The sequence below is a fragment of the Nitrosopumilus sp. S4 genome, assembly GCF_054515835.1.
Window position 1 is genome coordinate 807,502 of sequence record NZ_CM137258.1, and the last position, 24,879, is coordinate 832,380.

Sequence of the window (24,879 nt, forward strand, 5' to 3'; positions counted from 1 at the left end):
AAAGATTAATTCATTTTCTTAGACCTGAATCGATTTTTTATCTTAATCTATAAATAGAATTCACATAAGGAAAACTTGTGCCAGTGGATCCAGTATGTGGAATTGAATTAGATGAAGATTTAGCTCTTCTTCATGAATATGATGGAAAAAAGTTTTACTTTTGTTGCAATGGATGCAGACGAATTTTTATAAAAAAACCTAGAAAATATAAAAATTCTTAGATAGGAAAGGCACCGCACATTCTGCAAAACCTTGAATTCTCAACTTTGTGTTTGCAATAAGGACATGTTTTTTCTGCATTACTATCTACTGGGGAACCAAATATTTTTTTAAAAATTTCATAATAATACATGGACTCTCTACTTCTTATCACCACACTATCATTTTTCTCAACTGTCAGTTTCTTTTCTACATAGGTCTCTTCTCCTATTACTGAATTGAATAGATTTGTGAGACCTGAAGTTCCAGAACCATCTTGCATGGGTGATTTCTCTCTCCACGCAATTTGTGCTGGAATGTATTTCTCAAAGGTTTTTCTCAAAATTAGTTTCCCGTGTCTTTTTCCATTCTCTTCCCCCACTTTCATATTTACAGGAATCTTTTCTGCCAAATCCATTACTTTCTTATTTAGAAAAGGTGATTCTATTTTTACTCCCAACTTTTCACCGATTTTTTGAGTAGGAAAATGCATTACTGAACAGACACGTTTTATCTCATTTTCTAACTCATCAATAGGTTTGTTTATTAGAAAACTATATCCTGCAAATAATTCATCTGCTCCATCTCCAGTGATGATGGATTCTTTATCATTATCTTTTGCCCATTTTATTGCCAAATACATTACTACATTATTTCTGATTTCTATATCGTTAAAGTTTTTTAAAATTCTGATTGTTTCCTCTATTGCCTCTAGAATAACTGCTGTTTTAACATTGAAAATTGATAATGGGATATTCATTTCCTTTGAAATCATTTGGCAATATGTGAGATCTGTAGAGACAAAATCTTCTGCTATCACTGCAATTGCTTTAGGTTTTTTTTGATTTAAAAAATATGCTATGATTGAACTATCTAGACCTCCAGATAATGAAATTAAATTTGAATTACATGAATTACAAGCTTCTTCTAAAACATTGTAAAGTTGTTGAGAAATATCCTCCACTAACAATCATACTCGTTTGAAATTAAAATAGCTATGCCTAATGATTTGTTCAAATTTATTGGCAGTATTGCAAACTTTAAATTCTTAATGTCGTCCTTGAAAATCAATGCTTCTACCAGCTGAGATTGAATCCAAAACTCTAATTCCTGCTTTACGAGCAATTCTTGCAAAAAAACTTGCTGAAGATCATAATATTAGAGAAGATGAAATCTCAAAAATGCTCGGTGTTACTCAAGCTGCAATTAGTAATTACATTAGAGGAACTCGCGGTGATCCGTCGCTAATTTCAAAATTATTGGCAGAAAAGCAAGTTGCAATAATGATTGATGAGCTTAGTGATAGTTTATCATCTGATATGGCCTATACTCCATCTAGTCTTTCAAAATTCATTGGTCTTTGTAATTATATTAAATCAAGTTTGCTAATTTGTGAGATACATCATAATTTAGAATCCAACATTGACGAGCAAGTTTGCAAAGAATGTGAAAACATGCTTCTAAAGGGTCCTGGAAGCGTATACTAAATTTTATTTAAAATAATTTCTACAGTTGATGTCATATTCCCAATACCTGGTGCAGATTCTGTATCCAGTGTGATTTTCTGAACTTTGGAATTTCCATTTAACATCTTTTCTGTAATAATATTTGCAACTGCTACTGCATTTGGTATTGAATTGCCTTTTGCCCGTAGAATCACCTTACTCTTTTTTCCAAGAATTGCCAAAACATCTACAGCTGATAACATAACAGGATCATTTCCAATATTTACGATGGTATCCTCAGACTTTTTGGTCTGCTCTTGACCATACGGTTCACTTATCTCGTCCATGAGCATTATTCAACAATCAGCAATTTTTTGTTCTTTTAAGTTTTATCGACCATTGATTCATTTATCAAAATAGTCGATTGGAATGTTCTGATAATCTCCATTTGGAAGAACTCTTCTAATAGTAATTGGAATTACTCTTTGTTCTAATTCTTCCATTGAAATATCTAATGAAATTCTTGCAGTTTTTGGAATTGGAATAAATGGTGGTGCTCCTAATGATAGTTGTAGTGCTCTTGCACCCATTATTCTTGCTTTTTCAAATCTTGTTAATGTTGGAGGTCCAATTGTAATTTTTCCTTTCTCACATGGAATTTCTGTAGGATCATGTTCTTCAATTTTTTCAACTACGTCTCTTTCTTCAATCTCTTTGATTCTTTTTTCTAACTTTTCTTGTTCTTTTTCAGTTAATGGTTCGATACCATCATTTTTTTCTATTAATTTTCGATATGTGTCTAGTGCTTTGTTTAACCCTGCATTTACTTCTGGTTCCTCATCTATGGAATCAGTTGATTCTAAAATTTCGGGTTCTTGAGGTTCAATTAATTCTGCATTTTCGACATCAGACAAGTACCGAAATTTTCTTAAAACGTTATATAATCTAATCATTTTAAAGTACGAATTGAGTACATCATCAGTCTCCAGAAAACAACTAATTTTAGAAATTAGAGGCAAAGCAAAAATCCCATGTGATCTAAAACGACATTTATCTCCGAGAACCGTTGGAACCATAATGAGATCCTTGCCATTAGAAGGACATGCTCACCATCTTGGAAAAAGTATCGTGTATTTTGAAACGACTATTGATTCTGGAATTGAAAGAGCCAGATCTGAATTCAAGAAAGGTGATATTGCTTTTTTACCATCTACTGGAAGTATATGCTTTTTTACAAATGATGTTGTTTCAGGAAAAACTATGACCCCGATTGGAAAATTAGGTGATAAAATTATGATGTTAAATGATGTAAAATCTGGTGATGTTTTTTCTATCTATGAAGAAACTTTTTGATACAAATGGTGTCCTGAATAACCACCAACTTTTTTCACCGTTCCCTTTTTTGCAGCATCTTTTAGAAACGCATTTGCTGCAGAAATTTTAACTCCAATCTGTCTTGCTAAGTCCTGAACTGTAACCACCTTTGAGTTATTAATAATTTTCATTGCTTGCTGTTCATTTACAATAACTGTGATCTCTGCTTTCTTTGGACCGCTCTCTCCTTTGTCTTTTTTACTTTTCTTTGTCTCTTTGCCAGCAGATTTGTCTTTATTTGCAGCAGTTGGTTTTTTTGCTCCACCCATAATTTGTGACTAAAATAATCCTCTTATAAACGATGTACCAATTGCATTAATTCTATGGATAGAATTATTTTTCAAATGGCATATTTTTCAAATATAAATAACATCTTGATTAATTGATTTTATGGGAATTATATCAAAAGGAGCAAAATGTAATGTTGAGGGATGTGATAAGGATGGAGCTCGTTCACTTAATACTACTAAAGTTGAAAATGCTGGATTAAGGGTAAACTCTGCTGGAAAAAAAACAGTTTTGTGTAAAGAGCATTACAAAGAGTGGAAAAAAGAGTCTAAAGATGATAGAGATCTAGAACGTGCTAGATTTGACAAGTTTTAATTTCTTTTCTTAGTTCTATTTTTCTTAGGTGGGTTTTTAAAATAATCTTCACTTAATTTTTCATATAATTTGCCAATTTTTTTGTATAATCTTTTTGGTTTTCTTTTTTTCTGATTACTTAAAGCATATAGAGCTAAAATTGGAAATGCAATTGTTGTATCTGCATAAACCGTTACTATATCTTGATGGGAATCTTGTACTTTCCCCCAACTTTTCCCTTCTTGTAAAGTTGCTCCCGACAATCCACCCGTATCTGGACGTGCATCTGTAATTTGAATAATGTAATCTTGACCCCCGTCATTTCTTCTAAGAATTTGGTCTAACAGAGGTCCTGTTTGTTGTGCTGTGTTCTTTGGCACTCCTCCACCTAACTCTAAAATTCCAGATTTCTTTGAATCATAAAGAATTGCAGCTTGTTCAATTATTTCTCTCACAAAATCAAGATTGTATATTTTATCTCTTAGTCGATGAATAGCTAAATTCAATGCCAATGATGAATCCTTCAATGTGGAAATATACACTGGAACATCATAATCATATGCGGTTGTCACAAAACTTTTTTCCGGATATTTTGAATTCTCTTTACTCATCTTTCCCATCAAATTACAAAATTCTGCAGTTGTAAAAGACTTTTCAGGAAAATTATCTCCAAACATTTTCTGAACCACTTGATCTTGAGCTTCAAGGGTTTCATAGAATTTTATATATATATCACGAATTCTGACTATTTCATTTTTATATAATTTCATATCATCAACTTCAAAACTTCCTTGTTTTACTGGTAAACCCCATGCAAAATGATCCTCATGATACACATTTGCTCCTGTTGTGATAATCCAATCAATAAATCCTCTTTCAATGAGTGTCTTGATAATTCCTCCAAATCCAACAGGGGTTAATGCTCCCGATACAGTTAAACAAATTGTTGCATCTTCTTGTATCATTTTAGCATATAATTTTGCTGCTTCCCCTAATTTTCTTCCATTGTATCCTGAACTAGCAAAAACATTTACCAGATCTTCTATAGTCATTTTTGGATTTAATTTAATATGAGGTATGTCTTTTCCATGAAAATTATGAGGGTCCATTTTTAAAAATTAATTGTCTTGGTAATTAATACTTGCGACTTGAATGATATTTGATAAAAAATGCATTTTGTAAAATGCATTTTTTAAGAATCACCAATTATAGGTTATTTTTTGTGTATAGTATGATTAAAAAAATTAGAACAAGTTTTAAGGTTCTAAAGGTAATACAGCACATTCATGATCTGTACATGTCTTGATGATGAACCCCATAGTTGTAGTAAGACCAAATACGCCTGGTTTGAATCTAGGAAAGAAAGAGACTCAAAACCAGAACAAGAGAGTTCTGAATTAATAATTAATTTAGGAAGAATTGTCCCAATTAAGTTTGTAAGTAAATATTTTTTAAAAATTCCAGATAAAGAACTTGATAAAATCACAGATAACATGTCTGATTATTTTTTGGAAATGATTAGAAAAGATACCCCTAAAATTACTTTTAACATACTTGAAAGTAGATTGAAAATAAAATATATGCATGATTGTCATTCATCAATGATTCTATGTGGTAGAAAAGGTGTGCGTATTATAGTTGATCATGATATTTCAAAATCTTGGTCGGATATAAATTGTAAAACTGAAATCAAAATGTTTGAAAAATGTGGAATTAAAGTTTCAGACTATGTCATAAGAAAAAAAGTTTACAGTTATGTGGTAGAACCTAACGAAAAATTTTACCAAGAATTGAGAAAAATACCCCACCAAGATTGGGATAATAAAGTTGTTGTATTAAAAACTATATCCCAGGATGTGCTTTTGGAAATTGAAAAAACTGCTATTCATATTGGACTTACTCTTGATGATATTTTACAGTTAATGGCTGACAATATCTATGTTGCAACACTTAGAACCAAACTTTAAGAATTTTTTCTCAAAAATAAATTCATGTACCGTTCCAAGAAGATAAAAATAATTAAAATTAAGAAAAAATGTTAAAACTCTATAGAGATCTGTTTGACTGTTTTTTATAACCCTGTTAGATGCTAACGTGGAAAATAAAACATTATTACAATGCCAATCACAATAACAATTGAACCAATAACATCAAACATGTCTGGTTTTTTCTTAACTATAAAATAACTCCAAATTATTGAAGATATAACAAAAATTCCACCGTAAGTAGCATACACTTTTCCAAAACTTGCAGTTGCATTGTCATAACAATCCCATACGAAAATAAAATTAACCTGCCTATTATTCCAAAAATTCTTCTTTTATGATCTCGTAACCATTTCCAAACAAGAAAACCTCCAAGTATCTCTAGTAATGCTGCTAAAAAAATAGTCCTAGAGTTGATAGAATTGTCTTGACCAAATTTTTTCCTCTTTTCTTGGTATGTAAAAAATTATTATAATTCCAAGTATCGCAATTATGGTCCCGATAATGTCATAGTTGCCTGGTTTGACTCCTTCAATTAACCTCCACCAATCTCTAAAAGACTTGCAAGAAAGAAGAAAAATATTGAAATTAAAATTTTTTTGTGATTTTGCATTTACGATAATGTTGAATTAAACGATGATAATCTTTTTTAAAAAATCTATGATGTACTATTTGTTTATTTTATTTTCTTAACATCTTGATTTTGTTTTATGAGTAAAATAATGACGTAATATGCGTAAATTAATAAATTGTTAAATATGATCTTGCTCTAATTTACACTTGACATATGCTTCAAAAAAAACTTAGTAAGCACAGAAATTTATTTATTTCTATATTAGTTTCATCAAATGTAATTGGATTTGTAATTGTCATATTGTCTGTTCTCTCTGAATTATATTTTTTTCAGACCATCATTTTTTCATTAATCATTTTTTCATTATCTATTTTATGTTTATTTTTATTAGCTTGTAGCGAATCAACAAAATTTAAATTTATTTTTAGGTCAACTGATAATTTACGTTAAACGTATTATACGTAATTTATTCAGTCACCCCATTTTTTCATTCAAATTGGTTATTCCCTGTTTGTAATTAAATAATCCGATAAAAAATTAAATATTTATTTTAATTAAAAATGTTTAATAATTGAATACTCTTGTGATTATTCATGACCGTACAACAAATTAAAAATATTTTAGTTCCGTTGGATGGTTCTGATTCATCAAAAAAAGGACTGGATAAAGCAATATTTATTGCAAAATTAACAAATGCCACCATTATAGGAATCAATATAGTTGTAATATATCCTACACTCGTCTCAACTGTAACAAATTATAGAAAATTTGTAACAAGTAAAGCCGAAAAAATGTTAGAACTATCAAAAAAATATTGCCAAAAACAAGAAGTAAAATTTGTATCAAAAATTCTTCATGGAAAGCCTTCTACCAAAATTTCTGAATTTGCTCAAAAAGAAAAAATTGATCTTATTGTAATGGGTTCAAAAGGTATTGGTGGTTTTAAAGGCACAATTATGGGTAGCGTGTCAAATGCTGTTGTACAAAAATCAAAAGTATCAGTCCTGGTTGTAAAGTGATGCTATTAAAATAAACTCTGTATTGTTATGATATTCTTAACCTAATAAAAATAATTTTCCATCAAATCCAATTGACAATACTATGTTGATACCTATGATGAATGTTAAACTGGCAATTACACATCTTAGATATTTTGATGCTAAATTAATTTTTGATACTATAATAAATGATAATCCAAAAAATCCACTAGCTAAAGACATGCCCATTATACTACCAATACAAAATAAAATTAAAAAGTAAATCATCATTTCAAAACCATTCATAGTAGAGACAATTAATGCAATAAGACTTCCACTACCAGCAATACCATGAACGCATCCAATTAGATATGATCTATGTTCATGATTGTGGTCTCCCTTGTGTGAATGATTATGTATATGAGATACTCCGTTTGAATGTTCGTGAGGATGTATGTGTTTATGTTTTAGAAAATTTCTATTTGAAAATGTTAAAATTCCTAAAATGATTAACATAAACCCTACAACAATTTCTGCACTAAGAAAAAATTTTTCTGAAATGTTTAATGACAAACCTACAATAAGTAAGCCGATGACAATTATGCTCGATGTGTGTCCCATTCCCCACATTATCCCACGTAAGGTTGATCTAATTGTTAGACTCTTTAATTCCAATTTGGAGTTTCTTGATTTGTGATTATTTTGTATTTGAGTGGATATAGCACTAAGGTGATCAGGTTCAAAAGAATGTAATAATCCAATTATTAATCCTGCACCAATAACTAAAAATGGGTTACTATCTTGTAATATCCCAATTAAATAGTCAATCACTCACCTCACGGTTCCTGTATCTTGATTGTGAAGAAAATATTGGTTCACTGGAATAGGCGTTGTAATTGATATAGTTTTGGTATTGTTTTCATTTTTTATAATTGTAAAGATTAATTTTCTTAGGCTTTCAGGAACTCCTATCATTACTTGGTATGATGAAAGAAGTTTTGGAATGTATTTTTGTATTTCATTAATTGTTTTGTTTTCATTTAAGGAAATTATAATAAATGCTACATAGAATTCAAGAGTTTCATTTATGTTTAAACGTAAATTGTTTGAAAGACGATTTTTTATTATTTGTGTGGTTTTGAAAAAAATTAAATCATCTAATTTCTCATAATTGAATTTTTTGGTAAATGGTTTGCTATCTGGATCACCCTGTACCAATATTTCAATCTTCATTAATCCCTCTTTGGTATTTTTGCAGTTGGATTTCCAAAACTGTATGTGTTACCAGTTCCGCGATAGTCATTTGGTCTTACCGGATCTCCTTCATTGAGGCCTCTCTTTGTTAATGATAACCCAGCTAATAATTCGATCACTAATCTTTGACCCAAACCTGATGTGATTCCTCCATTGTAAGAACTATTGTCACTGACATCATATGCTGGAGCAATCTCTACCAAATCCATTGCGAATCGATCAGGATCAAATGATTTTGATAATAGACGTATCATTCTGATTCCTTCTCTTGAAGTTAGTCCATTTGGTTCTGGCTCTCCTGTACCTGGCGCATAAGAAGGATCAAAAGAATCAATATCCCAACTTAGATAAACTGCATCTGTTCCATCATTTGCTCTGTCTGCAATCTCTTTTGCAATATAGTCGATTCCTAGTTCTTCCACATCAAGCATTGTAAACCACTGAAAATCTTGATCTGCCATCCATTTGTATAAATCTCTACCTGGCCAATAACCCCTAGGACCAACAAGAGAATAATTTTTTCCTTTGAGACACCCCATCTCCATAATTCTTCTAATATGTGCACCATGATCGTATTTGAATCCAGTAAGCCCCTGTGGTGCACAATCTGCATGGGTATCAAAATGAATCATGCCGATGTTTTTGTATTTTTTTGCAAATGCTCTAACGTTTGCATATGTGATAGAATGGTCGCCTCCAAGCATTACAGGGATACCATCAGCTTCTAAAACCTCTTTGACTTTTAAAGTCATTCTTTTATGAGATTCTATTACATCTCCTGGAGAAACTATTACATCTCCATAATCTACTGTTCGAAAGGTTCCAAATGGGTCTGCACCTGTTTCTATATTGAATCGTTCAAATGGAGGGGATGGAATTGTAGATGCCGCTCTTATTGCCCTTGGCCCATATCTTGCACCTGGACGAATAGTAGTGCCAAAATCAAAAGGTTCACCGATAATTGCAACATCTGGTTTTGCTTCAAGTAATTCTTTGTGTGTCTTTATCCATGGGAGATGTAAAAATGTATTAATTCCTACAAATGGCGCAACATCTGCTCCTTGAAAATCATCACCATAAAATTCAGCACCCAATTAAATCAAATTTTATGAAGAATATTTGTAATTAAATATTTTGAGTAAAATACGTTTTTATTTTTCAATAGTGAAGAAAAGTTCTAAAAGAAAAAATTAAAGTATGTGTAATATACGATTTAAACATAAAAATAATATCTGAACAATATCCTATAATGTTCAAAAAATCAAAAAATGCATGGTATTTTTTGAATCAAGGTTTGACCTCTGTATATTACAATGATTATAAAAAAGCTATTTCTAAATTTAACAAAGCTATTTCTATAGACTCTGAAAACCTCATAGCTTATCTTTATAAAGGCACCACCTTGCTCAAAATTAAAGATTTTCATAATTCTCAAGTTTGTTTTGATCATGTTTTATCTATAGATCCAAAAAATATAGATGCATTATACTACAAAGGCATTGCATTTGAAAAGATTAGGGAATTCAAAAAGGCAATATTTTATTTTAAAAAATCTCTTGACATAGATCCTCTTAATTTGGATTCATTGATTTCAATGGGGTTATGTTTTAGTAAATTAGGCCAAAATAAAAAAGCTCTAGACCTCACTAAAAAAGTTTTATCGGTAAATCCAAAAAATACTATTGCGCTTTACAATATGAGTTTGATTTTAGGAAGATTAGAACGACGTTCTGAAGCAATATCGTTTTTGAATCAGGCAATTGCTGAAGATTCCAGACAATCACAGATTCTCTATGAAAAAGGACAAAAATTTACATCCCAAGGTAAGCATGAGATTGCCATAAAATTTTATACTCGTGCTTTAGCGATAGACAATAAAAATATCAATGCATTAGTGGCCAAAGGCTGGACCCTTGATTTTGCAGGTTTTTCAAATAAAGATGTTTTTGTGTTTTATGACCGTGCCTTGGAGATTGACCCAAAATGTACAATTGCTTTAATGAATAAAGGATTAGCCTTGGATAGAAATGGGTTGTATAAAAAAGCAATAGAGTGTTTTGATAAAATATTGGAATATGATCCAAATAATGTGAGAGCTCTTTATAGTAAAGGAATTTCATGCTTTTCATTAAAACGCCATGGAACTGCAAAATTCTATTGTGAGCAGGCATTACAAATTGAACCCAAAAACATTGTTGCCTTGTGTAGTATGGTGTGGTTTCTAGAACATTCAAAAAAATATGCGGAAGCACTTGAGTATTGTGAGAAAGCATTAATGATAAATCCAAATTATGTCTATGCAATCAGCTACAAAGGAAAATTACTTTTATTATTAAAAAAGTATGAAGAATCTCTAAAGTACTATGAGAAAGCTATACGGCTTGATCCTGATAATCAAACTGCAATTTATCATAAAAATAAAGTTGAAGTTGAGTTGAAGAAAAATAAGAAAGATTCTTTCCTAAAGAAAATTCCAAAACTATGATTGTTTCTTGTAGGAAAAACCAAAATGCAATGAATCATAAAATATTTTTATATCTGTTCATATATTTTGATTTGATGCAAAGAGTTAGCACCCCTGAAGACATAGAAAGAGAATCTAAAAGAGTGATAAATGCATTATATGGAAATGTAGACAATTTTAGAATAAATGAAACATTTCCAATTCCAGAAAAAGGAACCCGAGAAGCATGGGATATACAAGTCAATTTCATGTTAAATGATTTGAAATATACTGTAGATCTTGAAATGCAAGAAAAAGATGGGCAAGTTACAAATGCACGATTAATAGATACGATGACCCCTCTCTAATTTTTATGATATTAAAAATTCAAAAATACTTTTAGGATTTACGTAGTCAGGATTTCTTTAGCAGCTTTTATTTTTTCAAATAAATTATTGATATAAGAATCTGCAAATCTTTCAAAACTAGGAATTTCATGAAAATTCTTTTGATTGTTCTTCTGTTTTTTATATTCTTTTTGTAACCATTCAAACTCTGATTCTTTTAAATTGATACAGTGATTTTGACTCTTAAATTTTGATTCTAGTATGTTGATGATAAAATAACTTACAAACGATGTGAAACACTTAACTCCGTATTTTTGTTCATATTCTTCAGCTAATTTTTTATAATTTTCTTCTAACCATTGCTGAATGTCTAATCGTATAGTCATGGTATTGTAATGTCCCGATAGATCTAATCGAATCTTATGAGATTCTACTGAGTAATGACCTCTCTTAATTTCATTCATTAGAATAATTAATGTACTTGGAAGAAACATACCCGGATAATTTCTATCAGTTACTTCTTGTAATCTAGAAAAAATTGCAGGTTTAAGACCGACTGTTGAGTATCCTTTTGCAGGCATGATGATTTTATTACTATAAGATTAATAAAATTTTCAAAATATTTTTGATTAAAAATCACTTTTTTTTGAATTCTTTTATCACTCTAATTAAGACCCAAAACATTCCCATTACTATTATCCCGAAACCAAGACCAGTAGTAAAAGAATCATTTGAACCTGATTGGCTTAATCCCAATCCAATGATAATGAAAATAACTGCAAATGCATATTGTTTATCCACAATGTGTTTAGGATGATTAAATTAATAAGAATTTTAATTTATCTAAATTTAGAAATAAAATTTATTTTTACCCTTTTAAGATAAATTTTTCAATAACCTAACAATTTTTTTTATGAAAAAATTCTAATAAAATATTCTTTTATGAAAATTATATTTTTAGATATTTACATTAAACAATTTATCATTTGTTCTATGATGTTAGAAATTATATTTAATTATCTTAAAAAGTGTATTATACGTATATTATTCTCATCATAAAAACGTATTTTACTTGAATAATTCAATATTTATATAATTTTTTGAATTGTTTTTAATGGATATGGAGTTTGATGGTTTTGGTATTGCAGTTGCATCTTTCATAATCATTACTCTTGCTGTTGGAGTATTTGCAGGTAAACTAGTCAAAAACAGTGGTAAGCGATTGATTGTTGCAGGAAAAAGTTTGCCTTTAGCCATGGTTGGAACAATGCTTGCAGCGCAAGCAGTAGATGGAAATTCTTCTTTAGGAAATGTTGCTCTTGTGTTTGAATTTGGATTTTGGGCTGGAGCAGTAATCCCACTGGGTCTAGGATTATGTTTACTTGTAACAGCTGCATTTTATGCTAAACCATTAAACAAAATGTCAATGATTACATTACCTGATTTTTATTTTAGGAGATTTGGCAATGCAGCAGAAGGCCTTTCAGGTAGTCTTATGATTATTAGTTTTCTAGTACTTGTTGCAGGTAATTTAGCAGCTAGTGGATTTATTTTAGAAGTTGTTTTTGGTATTGATTATTTTTGGGGCATATTAATTTCAGCATTAGTAGTAGTTGCATATACTATTGCTGGTGGATTATTTGCATCTGCATACACCAACCTCTTTCAAGTTTATCTTGCAATAGGCTCCTTCTGGGCCGGATTTCTTTTCTTCGCTGGAGGTTTTTCAGATGTTCCTTGGGATGTCATATACAATAATGCTCCTCCAGAATTTATGGACCTTTCGGGACTTTATGATATTGCAAATGGGGCATTAATTAATTGGGGTGCCATTCTTGCTTTAGGTTTAGGAGATATTGTTGCACTAGACTTCATGGAAAGAGTGTTTTCAGCTCGTAGTCCAAAAACCGCACAAAAAGGAGCATTGATGGGAGGTGCTCTGACTCTTTTCACAGTAGTTCCAACAAGTATGCTAGGAATTGTGGCATTTTATTATCTGCCAGGAGACACTGCCCCTGATTTGGCATTACCGTTACTGTCCACACAATTTATGCCCTTTGCAATCGGCGCTGCAATATTGATGGGTGTCATCGGTGCATCAATGTCTACTGCGAGTGGAGGTTTGCTTGCAATCTCAAGTGTAATTTCTAGAAATATGATGCAGAGAATAATAAGAAGACGATGGATGGGGAAACCTAATTGGAGTGACCGAAAATTACTCACAGTTACACGTATTGTTATTATTCCAATGATGGTTGCTGGAACAACGTTGGGTTATTTTGTACCTGCTCCTGGAATTTATCTAATCTTAGCATTTGACATAGTTTTTGCAGGAGCATTTGCACCTCTTACATTTGGATTATTTTGGAAAAAAGCAAACATGCCAGCTGCTGTTGCTTCATTAATTGTAGGCTCTCTTGTGAGATTTGTTTTCTTCTTCACAATGCCTGAAGAATGGGCCGGACTGGATACCCTGATTCCTCCTGTCATCGCATTTACACTCTTTATAGTAGTTGCACTTGCAACACAAAACAAGTATCCTGGAAAAGCAAGACATGACATACGAGATTATGTACCTCCAGAAGAAGATGTGATTACAGGTGAAGATCTAAAACACTTCAATGATGGAAATGAATTCATGTCTGGTTCAAACAGTTCAAATACTTCTGGACCTGATGAAGACATCACAAGTAAGAACATAGTATAAAAATATCTAATGTTGAATTATTGTTTACGTTTTTTAGAAAATTTTATTTCATTAAAGTTTAATGCAAATATCTTTTAATATCTTTAATGACTTTGAAATAGAATGAAATATCCTGATTTACTTAATCAAGATATTTCACGTGTTGGATTACAGGACTCACAAAAATATAATTTGATTTCAGGCAAAATTGTCTCAAATATTGTGAAGACCTCATTAGGTCCACGTGGGATGGAAAAAATGTATATCGATATACTTGGAGAAGAAACAATCACTAATCATGGTGGTGCATTTTTAAGAAAAGTAGATGTCATTCAACCTGCAGCTAAATCTGTTATAGAGGCTGTTAATACAGTTGATACTCATGTAGGCGATGGGACAACAACAACTGCTATTTTGATAGGAAGTTTACTTCACAGTGCTGAGGAATTATTAAAAAATGGAATTTCTGTTGCTGTAATAACAAGATCTTATGAAAAAAGTTTAGTTTGTGCTTTGGAGACACTAGATGATATCAAGAAAAAATCAAACAAAAGAGACAGAAACATAATGAGACAATTACTTATAACATGCTTGGAGGGAAAAGCAATTTTTGATTTACATGAAGATAATTCCAAAATTGTAGACATAATAATAGAAGCAATATGTAGTGTATCCAATCTGGAAAGAGGACAAGTAAGTGTTGATGACATCAAAATTGAGGAAAAAATTGGAAATACTACCGAAATACAACTAATCAAAGGTACAATAATTGATAAAACAATTGACAGTTCTGCAATGCCAAGATCTATCAAAGATGCCAAGATTTTATTGCTAAATGAGCCATTAGAAACAATGAGAGGAAAAACGGAAGCAGAGATAGTGATAACATCTCCTGGACAAATGAGTCAATTTCTTGACCAAGAAAATATAGACTTGATGGCACTTGTAAAAAATATTATTGATTCAGGGGTAAATGTCGTAATTTCTAGAAAGGGTGTTAATGAATTCGTTCAGGAATCTCTTGCAAAAAATGGAATTATTTCCATGCGTAGAGTAAAGTACAATGATTTGTGGTGGTTAGAAAAAGCAACTGGTGCAAAGACGTGTAAAGATGTTGGGAGTATATCTGCCAGTGAGTTAGGTTTTGCAAAAAATGTTTATGAGAAAACTGTAGGTAATGATAAAATGGTTTTTGTTGAGGGGGGTAATAATCCAAAATCTGTAACCGTATTATTGAGAGCCAACTCAAAACGTTATCTTGATGAATTTCATAGAAATGTTTTAAATGCATTTTATGTTTTAAGAAATTTCATAGAGAACCCATTCATTGTAAACGGGGCTGGTTCTGTAGAATGGATAATTGCACAAAAAATTAGAGAGCGATCAATTACTGTTGAAGGTAAGGAGCAGATTGGCATGGAGCATTTTGCCAGTGCCCTTGAACAGATCCCGTTGACATTGGCAAGGAACATCGGAATGGATGTATTAGATGCTTTAACGCAATTACGCTCAAAATCTGATGGCAACATGAAATGGTATGGAATTAATTCAAATACCCGAAAAATATCTGACATGTCATCCTCTGGAATAATAGAAACAGAATTTGTAAAACAACAAGTTTTCAAAACTGCCGTTGAGACAACAAATATGCTGTTAAATGTAGATGATGTATTCATGAAGGATTTAATTGACAATACTCACTGTCATATTGATGGAACTGTTCACGCACATCATGATGGTGGAAAATCACACAATCATTTTGAGCAAGAAGGAATAGAACAAAGACAAATGCATCATTATTATTAAATAATTAAAAAACATATTTCAAAGCAAGAACATAGCATTCAATGTTTTGATAAATGTTTTTTATAATCTCTTTAGTGTTAAACATCCATATTTGATGATTGATTAACACCTACAACTAAAAGATAAATTATTTTCTTATAACGTATGTAAAAACATATTCATGCAGTAATATCATCAAATACTCTCTGTTTTCAAAGAAATATCTTAGGGATTGATTGAAATTTTCATATCTTCTGTATTTTCTATAGTTATTTCATCACGTGTTTGAACTGTATTATCTAATTCAATAGACTTTTCAGATTGAGTTGGTTGATCTGTAGAATCAAATACTACATAAAAAATTAGATTAATAATAACAAACATTATAGCAATGAGACCAAGTTTTGTTTTAATTGAAAGTGTTTTTTCTGGATTTGCTTTGTTTACCACAAAATTAATCCTAATTACTTGTTTTTATCTATATATCTCAAATGAATTCTTTCCAAAGATTTAAAATCAAATTGGACGAGTGAAAATGAATTTGAATAAAAAAACAGAACAATACGAAGAAATTTTTAATTTTTTATGTGATAATATTCCTGAATGGGAAAAAGTCATAATAGAAGGAAACCCCAAGATAAAAACAAATCAACTAAACGTAGAATTTAAACAGATGGAGAATATTTTAGAAAAATTTAATCTTAGAATTACTGACGTATCTTATACTGATTATTATGGAATTATTTTTGGAATTGAAAAAATAAATCAAATCTAGGAATTAAAAAATCATTTTATGATCTTCGATAAAAATCTCAATAAAGAAAGAATTTAAAAATAATAACTTTGATTTTTTACATTTTAAATCCGGCAGAAATTTATATTTGGCATAAACGGAAAAAACCGTGGTCATACCAGGTCGTCCAATAAAAGATATTGAAATTAATTCAAACACATCCATTGAAAACATATTTGAAGAGTTATCTCAATCAGGTGGATTTGAATCAGTAAACCTTTCGACCGGGTTAGAAATTTTAATGGAGATGATTTCAGATGAGGAATGTCTTAAATTTGTATCATTTGTAGCCGCAATTGTATCAACAGGAACTAGAGGAATTATCAAGGATATGTTAAAAAACAAATGGTTTGATGTTGCTATGGTAACTTGCGGTTCATTAGATCATGATATAGCCAGACATTTTTCACATTACAAGGAAGGTTCATTTACTATGGATGATAGGGAATTATCTGGTCAGAACATACACCGATTGGGTAATGTTCTAGTTCCTATGGATAGCTATGGACCAATAATTGAAGAAAAGATGCAGGCATTTTTAGAAGAAGAATATCAAAGTGGAGTTAAAGAAATGACAACTGCAGAAATATGTAGGATGATTGGAAAACATTTAGGAGAAGATTCGTATCTTTATTGGGCATACAAAAACGAGATTAAAGTTATAGTTCCAGGAATAATGGATGGTGCTGTAGGAAGTCAAATTTGGTTGTTTGCACAAAAACATGATGATTTTAAACTAAATTTGATGGGTGATGCAGAACTACTCTCAGGATTAATTTTCAAAGCTAAAAAATCTGGTGCGTTTATGATTGGTGGTGGTATTTCAAAGCACCACACATTATGGTGGAATCAATATAGAGAAGGATTAGATTATGCATTCTATATTACAACTGCACAAGAATTTGATGGTAGTCTTAGTGGTGCACTAGTCAAAGAAGCAATTTCTTGGGGAAAAGTTACACAAAACGCAAAACAGGCAACACTCCATGCTGAGATTACAACAATTTTGCCATTTATCTATGCGGCACTTGTTTCAAAATTAAAAAATAAGTCTATAAAATAAAAAACCCTACTTTTCTTTTTTCAGAATTTTTATGTAAATATTACTTAATTACGAACAAGCTCAATGTTATCTTATGAAGATTATTGATCTGCATGATCCTGATAGGGTAAATAGGACTCCTGATGAAACTCAGGTTTTGTTTTCTTCAGGAAATTTTATTCAGAATGGTTTTACTATTTCTAAAGTTGAATTAAGACTATACAATGAAAGAGAGGATGAGAAATTGGGAACTTTTTGCCTCATCACTTCTTTTGTAGAAACTGACAAGGGGTCAATTGAAATGATATATGATGAAGGGTTTCGTGGGAAAAATCCTCTTTTGAGAGCATCGGAATTTCTAAAATCCAATTTGGGCATATCAGGTTTGATTTTACGCTCAGTAATCTCTTTGCGGGAAAAATTATCTTAGCCTAGAATTTGTTATGTTCTAAAAATAACAAACTAGTGGTTTTATTCTATTTCCATTTATGGTAATAGCAATGAGCACAAATCAGATGAAAAAACCTGAACAACTCTATGAAAATGAAATGCATAAACTAAACACTGAACTACAGATAGCATTACTAAAATGGAAAGTTCAGTCTATGAAGAAGCCTAGTTTTGAATTTTAGAAATTATATCTATGTCATTAATCATGATGACACAGAGAATTTTTACTGATTAATACTGCTTGTTCCTTAAGTACAATTTTTGAATTTGGCATCATATGAAACAAAACAACAAAAAACAATCGTTGCTTTTTACAATTCCTGTATTGGCAGCACTAGTTTTTGGTTCAATAGGAGTAAGTAATGCGTTTGCAGAAGATGCATTCTTTGATCTTACTTCTGAAAATGTTTCAGCAACAAATTCAGATGCATTCTTAGAGATTGCACCTGTATCCCCAGACAGACAAACTGAACTACAATTTAGAGGAGGTACTGATGGATGGGCCATTATCGGTGGTCAAGCCTTTGCTTCCCAAATTGGTTTAGACGGAAATGCTGTTTATCAAGGAAATGGTGTGTGGAAAGTAAAGTCTGATGCAAAAATAACTGTGGCAGAGAGAAACGCAACATTAGAATTGAAAGGCAAAGCTGTTGATGGAAAATTAAGACTACACGGTACTGGAACCTTGGAAAATGGTGAATCTTTTAGAATAATTCTAAGAGGACATTATGCACCAATTGCCGGAGAACCAAATACCGACTTTGTTCTTGACTTTTCTGCAGCAAAAATCCAGAATATGAATACTGGCTTTAAAATTCCTCTTGTTCAAAATGGCATAGTCCATGTAGACCCAGTTATTCCAGTTGTAGATGAATTGGATGATTTGATTGCTGAACTAGATGCATTGGAGTAAACCTCCACTTTTCTTTTTTTCCAAAACCAGGTTATGATTAATGTGATTTTCTGTGCCAAAAGTGAAAGATTTAATTCAATTAGGTTTTCTGTTTGAAATTATGCGAATACTAGGGTGTAATAGTTTAAAGTTAGAAATTACTCCCTGTCAAAAATTGACACTTATCCCATTTTCCCTTGAACCTCTTTTTTGAAGGTTTCAAGGTCATTACGTGTTTCTAAAACATATTTGAAAATTTTCCAATTATTTCTATAATTATCAAAATAATATAATTTCCATTGAGGATCAATATCCTTTTTTTGATTATAATTATCAAGATAAGCAATCCCATCATTTAGAATGCTTATTGCATCTAGGAAACGACCGGCATCAGTATTTTCATGGATTTGATCCAAGTACTCTTTTGTTTTATTATAAAATTCATCATCCATAAAGAAGTATTTCCATACTTTGATTTATTTTAGATATATACTGAATTTTTGAAATCATAATGTAAAGTATACGAACAAAAAATTCAATTTTACATATAAAGAAATCCAGATCGTTTGTTATAATGTAAAGTAGGAATTATTGAGGCTAAAAGATTGGGTCATAATGATAATTTGAAAACTAAAGGAAAATTAAATGATAATTCATTTTTTGTTGATATAATCCCATTCTTCCTGTCCACAATATTTGATGAATCGTTCCTTGTAAGACATGGTTAATTCTCCATCAGAATTATCAAGTTTAACCGAAGTTAATGGAGGTGGCTTACAATGACCTAATACCCCGAATTCCTGGTATATTTTTTCATTATATGTCTCGCATGCTTTTGTTTTCTCCACACTAGTTAAAGCATCTCCTATCATGGCAGCCATGTTATCCTCAGTTGTTCTAAGATTTTTGTTTGCATCAAGATAGTTTTTTTTGTAAACGGAACAATCTTTGAGTTTATTCTCATGAGTCTCAGACTTGCGTTCGATAGTAATTGGAATGGAATTTGATATTTCATCAAATTTATTATTAATCGACTCTACTGGAATTTTTTCATACATTTCATTGAATGTCTTTTCAATTTTTTCAATTGGTATGTACTCTTCAATTTTCTGGTTATTAATTTTGACATCGTAGTTTGAATTAACTAAAATAACTCCAATAATGGTAATAACTCCAATTAAGGTAATTACATATCCCTTGGTATTTTTCTTCTTACTTCGACGTCTAATCCCATTATATCTATTATCATATTTACCGTTCTTCCATCCACGCCAATCATCACCCATTCTAAATGAAATACTTTTGTTATGAACTTAAGCATTTTGTTAAATTAATTTTTGATTTTTTAACTTCTTGTTATTTCTATATGTGATGACATGGTATTTTATGATGTTTTTTAACTTATCTTCAACTGATAACTCTTCATTAATACAGACAGATAGAAAATCAAGATAGTCCTTATCCTTTACATCAATCTCTATCTTTCTCAATTTAGAACCTGAATTCGAATAGATGTGTCATCTTGTGAAATTTGCTTAGCATGATTAATACAAAATCGCATGATCTGTTTGCAGAACGGCTTTTTGTAACCCTCTTCAAAATGATAAAACATAACCTGAGTGAAAGCTTCGCTGTCACATCCTAACATATTGCAAATCAAGAATAAAACTAGGAATTTTCGAGGCTAAAATACAAGGTTATTGTATAATTATTTTAAAATCAAGAATCGTTTTTCAATTCTTGCTTCATTTCCTTGAATGATTCCAAGTACTGTTTTTTCTGCAAGTTTTCAGGCACTGTTTTGTTGTTTTTGTTTTTCTGTGCCGACTTTGATTTGTTTGAAGTTTTGCTCATATTATGTATAGTGATATGAGATATATCCCAATGTCTTTTGATTTGTGGTATGCTTTTGAATCTTTGATGGTGAAAGTTAATTGTATTTTGATTGTTTCTTTTTCTTTTCCTTGATACTTTGGGATTTAGTGCTTGGAGTTTACAAACTATGGTGCAGTTGTGATTGTTACGGTATCTATGTTTGAACTTCCTTTGACATCAGTAACAGTAAGTGAAAACGTATATGACTCATTATCACCCAATGTGTCAAAATCAGGTGTTGCAGTATTTCCATTGTTTAACACTACTGCGGGTCCAACTGTCTGTACCCAAGAATATGTGAATGAGTCACCATCAGGGTCAGAACTTCCAGAACCGTCCAAGTTTACAGTGACAGGATGAACAAGTAATAATTGATCAGGTCCAGCGTTAGCTATTGGAGGATTGTTACTTGAACCACCACCACTATCGGTTGGAAATACAAAAAATGTGTCACTAACTTCCACCTCTGTAAACTGGTCATCTGAAAAATATTTAGTTGCAGTAAGGGAAATCGAATACTCTCCTACTGTACTCAAAAATTCTTCAATATAGAATGTGTTTTTGAATTTACCATCATTTGCTGTAACTCCTTCAAATTCATCTAAAACTATCCCCGAAGGATTTTTCACTGTTCCATTAATTTCAACGTCTTTTAGTATATTTCCAATAAATGACTTGTATTCAGGATCATAACGATGTCCACTTGTGTCAGTTACAAGTACATCATAGACCATACTTTTTTTCCATTCTCCATTGTGTGGAACAGAAAGAAAAGCTACAATATCAAAAGTATCTACAGGAGGGACAACATATTCTTTTTTCTCACTAGTAGGATTTTTTAGTAATAATTCTGGGCCTGTTGCAGTTGATTTTATTGACTTATATGAATCTAAAATTGATTGTCCTATAATTCCTTGATTTTGGTTGATTAATGCAATTTCTCTTTGCTGTTTGATTATTTCATCTATTTTTTGCTGTTTGAGAAGATCTTGGCGTTCTCTGTGAGTTAACGAATCTAGATTCTCTTCTTTTTTCTCTTGCATTTTTACCTCCATTGCTTCAAAGAGATTTCGTTGACCTGTAATCGTTTGGATGCTTTCAGAACTTGTTAAGAATCTCAGATTTTTTTGTATGTCTTCAGAGTTTATCTTGACTAGAACTATGTATTTGTCTGAACCTATCTGTTTGGATAATATCTTTAGATCATTTTGTTTATCAACGATATACTGTTTATCTCCTCTCTCAATAACTCTAACATCACTAAGATTGATAATGTAATCCTCTAGTGTTATGGTCCCAGATACACTCCCCTCAGAGAAATTTAATAATATTTGATTACTGTGTGAACTGCCACTGAGACTTTGAGTCTCTGCAAAAGCAGTAATTGGAATTAACAAAACAAATGCTATGGCGACAATTCCAACATACATCAATACAGAACTTCTTGAGTTCATAACCCTTTATAGGATTTATTTTGTCTAACAAAATCCAACAAAATGGCTGATAACTAGCCCATTTTGACGCCTAGAGTGTGCCTGAGGGGGGGGGATCAAAATGGTTTAATTTCAGGCATGATTGTGCCTAAGAAATTATTTTCATAATTCTCATTTTTTGTTCGTATATGTGCCTAGATATCAGTAAATCCTGCATTTTATAGATGACAAATGATAGTTTTCTTTCCTTGTATCTGATTACAGTTTGTCAATTACCAAACATCTCCGAATCTTTTTGAAATAAAATTTTATGACATTCTTCCTTTACGGTTGTTTTAGGAACTCTTTTTTCTTCATATCTGCCTTTGATAATCCCATTTTCAAATTCTTTAACATAGAAATATTGCAAGTGTTGGCCAAGAGAAAACCTGTAAGAAGGATCTATTATTGGCTCAGTATCACGATTAAAATGATATGAGTTAAAAATCCATTCGTAAACAGGTGGTGAATTAAAATCAAAATTTGCTCTGGTTCTAAGAAATTGTTTAACCTCTCCAACATATTCAGTTAATTCGGAAAATCCATCAATAGTACAAGAAATAGGCAGTTGAGAACATCCAATGTGTAAATCTAATCTACCATTACGAGATATTTGTGCATTAGAAGTAAATCTAGGATTAGCATAAACAGGAATAATAAATTGTAAGTTGTTAGGATTTGGTTTGATATCTGGTTGTAATAGTAATTTATCATACAAATTGATAGTAGTACATGAAAGTTTTATGTCATGCATGAATGGTGGTTGTTTTGTTGCTAAGTTGTATAGTTGTTGTAGTTTATGATTAATGTAAGAATTATGTACCCCCGTACCCTGAACTCTGACATTTTTTGATAATTTGTATCCTTTAAGAGAAAACATTGGGTATTTGCCAGTAATCGGTTTTAAGATTAAATCGCATTTTTTATTAATTCTAGATATTATCTTTGTAAAGTTATTCGTAGATAGATATGGAAAATCTAATTTTGATGCATATGTTCCTGTAACATCTAAAACATCATAAATTCCATAAATTACTTTCAGCTCTTGTTTTGTAAAACTAATACCATATGTCTGACAATAATCTCTGACAAACGTCTGACAATCTGAATTTAGTAAATGATTAGGATTTGAAAGAATAACAGTATTACCAGTGTCTTTATTACATTGATCAACTATACTAACCATATGAACCTCCTGTGAATGAGTTTCAACTGTTGGTTACTCCGTCGAAAGATTGACCAATAGTTTCTTTTTTTAATACAATAGTCAAGATTATTATACCGTATGGTACGGTACCAGTACCTAATAAGGGTATTGTTTTAGATAAGGAAAAATAAGGAAATTCCTTATTTTTATTAAAAATATTACAATTTAATATCAATAAATTAATAATAATTAGACTTTTTTTATCTTAACCTTGATTCATAATTTATTCCAAAAACATGACTCATTGATTCAATATTGGATTTCATCTTTCATGCCTATATTTTGAAATTAATTTCAGACCTTTTTTGTGCGTATGCCTAAATTTTTATTTTTTTACGGCCTTGTCAGTGAATTTAAAATGAATTTCTCCACCATCAAGCTTTTCTAATGTAACATAACCGTCTTTGAGAGCCTTAAACATCTTTAGTGATTCCATTTCATTGTCTGAAAACTCGTTTAGTCTCTTTTCTAGTGCTTCTATTCTTTTGTTTTTTACCTCTAACTCTGTTATCTCTTTTTGTTGTTTCTCAATCTCTCTTTTCTGCTTGGTTGACTCATCGACGGTTAACTCACTTTCAAATTTCTCATAAACTTTGAGTTTTTCCTCATCTGTCATTCTGTCATATTGCAGCAAGTATCCTTTTTGTCCTGCAATCTTTTTGGCAAAATTAGGATCATGTCTTGAAATCCTGGTAATCCCATAAGCTCTAAACGAATGAGTGTTAATCTTGAATCTATTGTTTGTCTCATATCTCATGTCAAGACCAATCCTAACAAGTATTCTTCTAAGTATCTGCTCTGAATTTACTTCTGCATAACTTTTGTTTTCATTAGAGCCAAAGACCAAATCATTATCATCAATCCTTTTGAGTATAGGTCTTAGCAAAAGGCTAGCCTCTTTAGAGAAAAACGTAGTACGGCCTTTCTTGAACTTTGCAATATTAGCTGGAATTTTGACTATGATGTTTTTTCCGTCAGTTATCAAATGTTTTTTTCTTAACTGGACGATTTCACCTATTCGCATCAAGCTTGATAGCTGGCAAATGAATTGGGTTCTTTGTTTATACTGCATTTGTTTTACAATTAACTGGACATCCTCTAAGGTCATACCGTACATTTCTTCCTCAACAAGTTTAGGAAAATCAAGCTCCTCTTTGACATCTTGAGGATGTAGTCTAATTCCTCTATGGTGGAGATATTTCTTAACTCTTGAAAATAAGTTGGTTACTGTTCTAGGTGATAGTTTGCTATTCCAGTTTATCCAAGCTTGTAAAAAATCAAATAATTCTTCATTATCATATTTCTTAATTTCATCGATCATGTCGGCCTTGCCATATTTCTCCATGCAAAAATTCTCAAAATTATTTAAGGCTACTTTATATCCTGCCTGTGTGCCTAAATCTTTTGAAGTTACTTTGACCATGAATGAATCCCTAGATCTTTCAAGTTTAACGCTCATACCCTTACATAACCTGAAAGTATTAAACTTAAACTTTGG

32 protein-coding genes and 1 pseudogene are annotated in these 24,879 nt (G+C 31.2%); 15 read left to right on the forward strand and 18 right to left on the reverse strand.

Annotated elements, in window-relative coordinates; translation table 11 throughout:
* The first annotated feature begins 83 nt into the window (after positions 1-83).
* Positions 84-221 (forward strand): YHS domain-containing protein, encoded by a 138-nt coding sequence (locus ACX119_RS04475; protein ID WP_459351926.1) that lies wholly within the window; start codon positions 84-86, stop codon positions 219-221.
* Here the strand turns inward: ACX119_RS04475 and ACX119_RS04480 are convergent.
* Positions 218-1,162 (reverse strand): asparagine synthase C-terminal domain-containing protein, encoded by a 945-nt coding sequence (locus ACX119_RS04480; RefSeq protein ID WP_459351927.1) that lies wholly within the window; start codon positions 1,160-1,162, stop codon positions 218-220. The two genes, ACX119_RS04475 and ACX119_RS04480, sit on opposite strands and share 4 nt — an antisense overlap.
* A gap of 106 nt (positions 1,163-1,268) precedes the next feature.
* Between ACX119_RS04480 and ACX119_RS04485 the strand changes: the two genes are divergently transcribed.
* Entirely contained in the window at positions 1,269-1,685 is a 417-nt protein-coding gene (locus ACX119_RS04485) for a transcriptional regulator (protein WP_297592434.1), read from the forward strand.
* Here ACX119_RS04485 and ACX119_RS04490 read toward each other — a convergent pair.
* Positions 1,682-1,996 carry a DNA-binding protein gene (locus tag ACX119_RS04490; RefSeq protein ID WP_459351928.1) on the reverse strand — a complete coding sequence of 105 codons (315 nt, stop codon included), beginning with the start codon at positions 1,994-1,996 and terminating at the stop codon, positions 1,682-1,684. The genes ACX119_RS04485 and ACX119_RS04490 overlap by 4 nt on opposite strands.
* A 51-nt stretch (positions 1,997-2,047) precedes the next feature.
* On the reverse strand, positions 2,048-2,596 hold the full coding sequence (locus ACX119_RS04495; RefSeq protein WP_459351929.1) for a DNA-directed RNA polymerase subunit K: 549 nt from the start codon (positions 2,594-2,596) through the stop codon (positions 2,048-2,050).
* Between the two features lie 13 nt (positions 2,597-2,609).
* On the opposite strand from ACX119_RS04495, the gene ACX119_RS04500 reads away from it, so the two are divergent.
* Entirely contained in the window at positions 2,610-2,996 is a 387-nt protein-coding gene (locus ACX119_RS04500; RefSeq protein WP_459351930.1) for a cyclophilin-like fold protein, read from the forward strand.
* Here the strand turns inward: ACX119_RS04500 and ACX119_RS04505 are convergent.
* Complete coding sequence (locus ACX119_RS04505) at positions 2,978-3,286, reverse strand: MarR family transcriptional regulator (protein WP_459351931.1); 309 nt, start codon at positions 3,284-3,286, stop codon at positions 2,978-2,980. The genes ACX119_RS04500 and ACX119_RS04505 overlap by 19 nt on opposite strands.
* 121 nt (positions 3,287-3,407) lie before the next feature.
* Between ACX119_RS04505 and ACX119_RS04510 the strand changes: the two genes are divergently transcribed.
* Complete coding sequence (locus tag ACX119_RS04510) at positions 3,408-3,620, forward strand: hypothetical protein (RefSeq protein WP_459351932.1); 213 nt, start codon at positions 3,408-3,410, stop codon at positions 3,618-3,620.
* On the opposite strand, the gene ACX119_RS04515 is transcribed toward ACX119_RS04510, so the two are convergent.
* Positions 3,617-4,708 (reverse strand): homospermidine biosynthesis protein, encoded by a 1,092-nt coding sequence (locus tag ACX119_RS04515; protein WP_459351933.1) that lies wholly within the window; start codon positions 4,706-4,708, stop codon positions 3,617-3,619. The two genes, ACX119_RS04510 and ACX119_RS04515, sit on opposite strands and share 4 nt — an antisense overlap.
* Positions 4,709-4,885: 177 nt before the next feature.
* Here ACX119_RS04515 and ACX119_RS04520 point away from each other — a divergent pair, with 177 nt between their 5' ends.
* The gene (locus ACX119_RS04520; protein WP_459351934.1) at positions 4,886-5,566 is read left to right on the forward strand and encodes a hypothetical protein; all 681 of its coding nucleotides are present in this window, start codon (positions 4,886-4,888) and stop codon (positions 5,564-5,566) included.
* Between the two features lie 122 nt (positions 5,567-5,688).
* Here the strand turns inward: ACX119_RS04520 and ACX119_RS04525 are convergent.
* A pseudogene (locus ACX119_RS04525) lies at positions 5,689-6,002 on the reverse strand (YnfA family protein).
* Between the two features lie 749 nt (positions 6,003-6,751).
* Between ACX119_RS04525 and ACX119_RS04530 the strand changes: the two are divergent.
* Positions 6,752-7,177, forward strand: coding sequence for a universal stress protein (locus tag ACX119_RS04530; RefSeq protein WP_459351935.1), 426 nt, complete (start codon positions 6,752-6,754; stop codon positions 7,175-7,177).
* A 36-nt stretch (positions 7,178-7,213) separates the two neighbouring features.
* Here the strand turns inward: ACX119_RS04530 and ACX119_RS04535 are convergent, their stop codons facing one another.
* The 3 genes from ACX119_RS04535 to ACX119_RS04545 are packed head-to-tail and all read right to left on the reverse strand — an operon-like array spanning position 7,214 to position 9,483.
* Entirely contained in the window at positions 7,214-7,966 is a 753-nt protein-coding gene (locus tag ACX119_RS04535; RefSeq protein ID WP_459351936.1) for a sulfite exporter TauE/SafE family protein, read from the reverse strand.
* Positions 7,967-8,368 carry an urease subunit gamma gene (locus tag ACX119_RS04540; RefSeq protein ID WP_459351937.1) on the reverse strand — a complete coding sequence of 134 codons (402 nt, stop codon included), beginning with the start codon at positions 8,366-8,368 and terminating at the stop codon, positions 7,967-7,969.
* A complete protein-coding gene (locus ACX119_RS04545; RefSeq protein WP_459351938.1) occupies positions 8,368-9,483 on the reverse strand; it encodes an agmatinase family protein in 1,116 nt (371 codons plus the stop codon). The genes ACX119_RS04540 and ACX119_RS04545 overlap by 1 nt, the downstream gene beginning before the upstream one ends.
* 308 nt (positions 9,484-9,791) lie before the next feature.
* Between ACX119_RS04545 and ACX119_RS04550 the strand changes: the two genes are divergently transcribed.
* Together ACX119_RS04550 and ACX119_RS04555 are read left to right on the forward strand one after the other, a co-directional pair.
* Positions 9,792-10,874 (forward strand): tetratricopeptide repeat protein, encoded by a 1,083-nt coding sequence (locus tag ACX119_RS04550; RefSeq protein WP_459351939.1) that lies wholly within the window; start codon positions 9,792-9,794, stop codon positions 10,872-10,874.
* Positions 10,875-10,948: 74 nt separating this feature from the next.
* The gene (locus ACX119_RS04555) at positions 10,949-11,200 is read left to right on the forward strand and encodes a hypothetical protein (RefSeq protein WP_459351940.1); all 252 of its coding nucleotides are present in this window, start codon (positions 10,949-10,951) and stop codon (positions 11,198-11,200) included.
* A 38-nt stretch (positions 11,201-11,238) separates the two neighbouring features.
* Here ACX119_RS04555 and ACX119_RS04560 read toward each other — a convergent pair whose 3' ends face one another.
* Positions 11,239-11,760 carry a hypothetical protein gene (locus ACX119_RS04560; protein WP_459351941.1) on the reverse strand — a complete coding sequence of 174 codons (522 nt, stop codon included), beginning with the start codon at positions 11,758-11,760 and terminating at the stop codon, positions 11,239-11,241.
* Between the two features lie 55 nt (positions 11,761-11,815).
* The gene (locus tag ACX119_RS04565; protein WP_459351942.1) at positions 11,816-11,980 is read right to left on the reverse strand and encodes a hypothetical protein; all 165 of its coding nucleotides are present in this window, start codon (positions 11,978-11,980) and stop codon (positions 11,816-11,818) included.
* A gap of 319 nt (positions 11,981-12,299) precedes the next feature.
* On the opposite strand from ACX119_RS04565, the gene ACX119_RS04570 reads away from it, so the two are divergent.
* Positions 12,300-13,886 (forward strand): high affinity choline transporter 1, encoded by a 1,587-nt coding sequence (locus ACX119_RS04570; protein ID WP_459351943.1) that lies wholly within the window; start codon positions 12,300-12,302, stop codon positions 13,884-13,886.
* 102 nt (positions 13,887-13,988) lie between these two features.
* Positions 13,989-15,671 carry a thermosome subunit alpha gene (gene thsA / locus ACX119_RS04575; protein ID WP_459351944.1) on the forward strand — a complete coding sequence of 561 codons (1,683 nt, stop codon included), beginning with the start codon at positions 13,989-13,991 and terminating at the stop codon, positions 15,669-15,671.
* A gap of 204 nt (positions 15,672-15,875) precedes the next feature.
* Here thsA and ACX119_RS04580 read toward each other — a convergent pair whose 3' ends face one another.
* Positions 15,876-16,100 (reverse strand): hypothetical protein, encoded by a 225-nt coding sequence (locus ACX119_RS04580; protein WP_459351945.1) that lies wholly within the window; start codon positions 16,098-16,100, stop codon positions 15,876-15,878.
* Between the two features lie 91 nt (positions 16,101-16,191).
* Between ACX119_RS04580 and ACX119_RS04585 the strand changes: the two genes are divergently transcribed.
* The 5 genes from ACX119_RS04585 to ACX119_RS04605 all read left to right on the forward strand — a co-directional run bounded on the left by ACX119_RS04585 (position 16,192) and on the right by ACX119_RS04605 (position 18,848).
* Positions 16,192-16,425, forward strand: coding sequence for a hypothetical protein (locus tag ACX119_RS04585; RefSeq protein ID WP_459351946.1), 234 nt, complete (start codon positions 16,192-16,194; stop codon positions 16,423-16,425).
* Between the two features lie 127 nt (positions 16,426-16,552).
* Positions 16,553-17,506, forward strand: a complete 954-nt coding sequence (locus ACX119_RS04590; protein ID WP_459351947.1) for a deoxyhypusine synthase — start codon at positions 16,553-16,555, stop codon at positions 17,504-17,506.
* Positions 17,507-17,579: 73 nt separating this feature from the next.
* On the forward strand, positions 17,580-17,915 hold the full coding sequence (locus ACX119_RS04595; RefSeq protein ID WP_459351948.1) for a hypothetical protein: 336 nt from the start codon (positions 17,580-17,582) through the stop codon (positions 17,913-17,915).
* A 70-nt stretch (positions 17,916-17,985) separates the two neighbouring features.
* Positions 17,986-18,117: a hypothetical protein gene (locus tag ACX119_RS04600; RefSeq protein WP_459351949.1), complete on the forward strand. Its 132-nt coding sequence runs from the start codon at positions 17,986-17,988 to the stop codon at positions 18,115-18,117.
* Positions 18,118-18,212: 95 nt separating this feature from the next.
* Positions 18,213-18,848 carry a hypothetical protein gene (locus tag ACX119_RS04605; RefSeq protein WP_459351950.1) on the forward strand — a complete coding sequence of 212 codons (636 nt, stop codon included), beginning with the start codon at positions 18,213-18,215 and terminating at the stop codon, positions 18,846-18,848.
* 161 nt (positions 18,849-19,009) lie between these two features.
* Here the strand turns inward: ACX119_RS04605 and ACX119_RS04610 are convergent, their stop codons facing one another.
* From ACX119_RS04610 to ACX119_RS04635, 6 genes are all read right to left on the reverse strand, one after another.
* Positions 19,010-19,279 (reverse strand): hypothetical protein, encoded by a 270-nt coding sequence (locus tag ACX119_RS04610; RefSeq protein WP_459351951.1) that lies wholly within the window; start codon positions 19,277-19,279, stop codon positions 19,010-19,012.
* A gap of 201 nt (positions 19,280-19,480) precedes the next feature.
* Entirely contained in the window at positions 19,481-20,113 is a 633-nt protein-coding gene (locus ACX119_RS04615; RefSeq protein WP_459351952.1) for a hypothetical protein, read from the reverse strand.
* 39 nt (positions 20,114-20,152) lie between these two features.
* On the reverse strand, positions 20,153-20,317 hold the full coding sequence (locus ACX119_RS04620; protein ID WP_459351953.1) for a hypothetical protein: 165 nt from the start codon (positions 20,315-20,317) through the stop codon (positions 20,153-20,155).
* Between the two features lie 510 nt (positions 20,318-20,827).
* Positions 20,828-22,156 (reverse strand): PKD domain-containing protein, encoded by a 1,329-nt coding sequence (locus ACX119_RS04625; RefSeq protein WP_459351954.1) that lies wholly within the window; start codon positions 22,154-22,156, stop codon positions 20,828-20,830.
* 247 nt (positions 22,157-22,403) lie between these two features.
* Positions 22,404-23,360 (reverse strand): hypothetical protein, encoded by a 957-nt coding sequence (locus tag ACX119_RS04630; protein ID WP_459351955.1) that lies wholly within the window; start codon positions 23,358-23,360, stop codon positions 22,404-22,406.
* 346 nt (positions 23,361-23,706) lie between these two features.
* Positions 23,707-24,840, reverse strand: a complete 1,134-nt coding sequence (locus ACX119_RS04635) for a tyrosine-type recombinase/integrase (protein WP_459351956.1) — start codon at positions 24,838-24,840, stop codon at positions 23,707-23,709.
* Positions 24,841-24,879 lie beyond the last annotated feature (39 nt).

Bases quoted from the DNA above. Each gene is read 5' to 3' on its own strand.
- ACX119_RS04485 (WP_297592434.1), top strand. From the start codon at position 1,269: ATGCTTCTACCAGCTGAGATTGAATCCAAAACTCTAATTCCTGCTTTA.
- ACX119_RS04490 (WP_459351928.1), bottom strand. From the start codon at position 1,996: ATGCTCATGGACGAGATAAGTGAACCGTATGGTCAAGAGCAGACCAAA.
- ACX119_RS04495 (WP_459351929.1), bottom strand. From the start codon at position 2,596: ATGATTAGATTATATAACGTTTTAAGAAAATTTCGGTACTTGTCTGAT.
- ACX119_RS04505 (WP_459351931.1), bottom strand. From the start codon at position 3,286: ATGGGTGGAGCAAAAAAACCAACTGCTGCAAATAAAGACAAATCTGCT.
- ACX119_RS04510 (WP_459351932.1), top strand. From the start codon at position 3,408: ATGGGAATTATATCAAAAGGAGCAAAATGTAATGTTGAGGGATGTGAT.
- ACX119_RS04515 (WP_459351933.1), bottom strand. From the start codon at position 4,708: ATGGACCCTCATAATTTTCATGGAAAAGACATACCTCATATTAAATTA.
- ACX119_RS04520 (WP_459351934.1), top strand. From the start codon at position 4,886: ATGATCTGTACATGTCTTGATGATGAACCCCATAGTTGTAGTAAGACC.
- ACX119_RS04530 (WP_459351935.1), top strand. From the start codon at position 6,752: ATGACCGTACAACAAATTAAAAATATTTTAGTTCCGTTGGATGGTTCT.
- ACX119_RS04540 (WP_459351937.1), bottom strand. From the start codon at position 8,368: ATGAAGATTGAAATATTGGTACAGGGTGATCCAGATAGCAAACCATTT.
- ACX119_RS04555 (WP_459351940.1), top strand. From the start codon at position 10,949: ATGCAAAGAGTTAGCACCCCTGAAGACATAGAAAGAGAATCTAAAAGA.
- ACX119_RS04560 (WP_459351941.1), bottom strand. From the start codon at position 11,760: ATGCCTGCAAAAGGATACTCAACAGTCGGTCTTAAACCTGCAATTTTT.
- ACX119_RS04570 (WP_459351943.1), top strand. From the start codon at position 12,300: ATGGAGTTTGATGGTTTTGGTATTGCAGTTGCATCTTTCATAATCATT.
- thsA (WP_459351944.1), top strand. From the start codon at position 13,989: ATGAAATATCCTGATTTACTTAATCAAGATATTTCACGTGTTGGATTA.
- ACX119_RS04595 (WP_459351948.1), top strand. From the start codon at position 17,580: ATGAAGATTATTGATCTGCATGATCCTGATAGGGTAAATAGGACTCCT.
- ACX119_RS04600 (WP_459351949.1), top strand. From the start codon at position 17,986: ATGAGCACAAATCAGATGAAAAAACCTGAACAACTCTATGAAAATGAA.
- ACX119_RS04605 (WP_459351950.1), top strand. From the start codon at position 18,213: ATGAAACAAAACAACAAAAAACAATCGTTGCTTTTTACAATTCCTGTA.
- ACX119_RS04610 (WP_459351951.1), bottom strand. From the start codon at position 19,279: ATGGATGATGAATTTTATAATAAAACAAAAGAGTACTTGGATCAAATC.
- ACX119_RS04615 (WP_459351952.1), bottom strand. From the start codon at position 20,113: ATGGGTGATGATTGGCGTGGATGGAAGAACGGTAAATATGATAATAGA.
- ACX119_RS04625 (WP_459351954.1), bottom strand. From the start codon at position 22,156: ATGAACTCAAGAAGTTCTGTATTGATGTATGTTGGAATTGTCGCCATA.
- ACX119_RS04630 (WP_459351955.1), bottom strand. From the start codon at position 23,360: ATGGTTAGTATAGTTGATCAATGTAATAAAGACACTGGTAATACTGTT.
- ACX119_RS04635 (WP_459351956.1), bottom strand. From the start codon at position 24,840: ATGAGCGTTAAACTTGAAAGATCTAGGGATTCATTCATGGTCAAAGTA.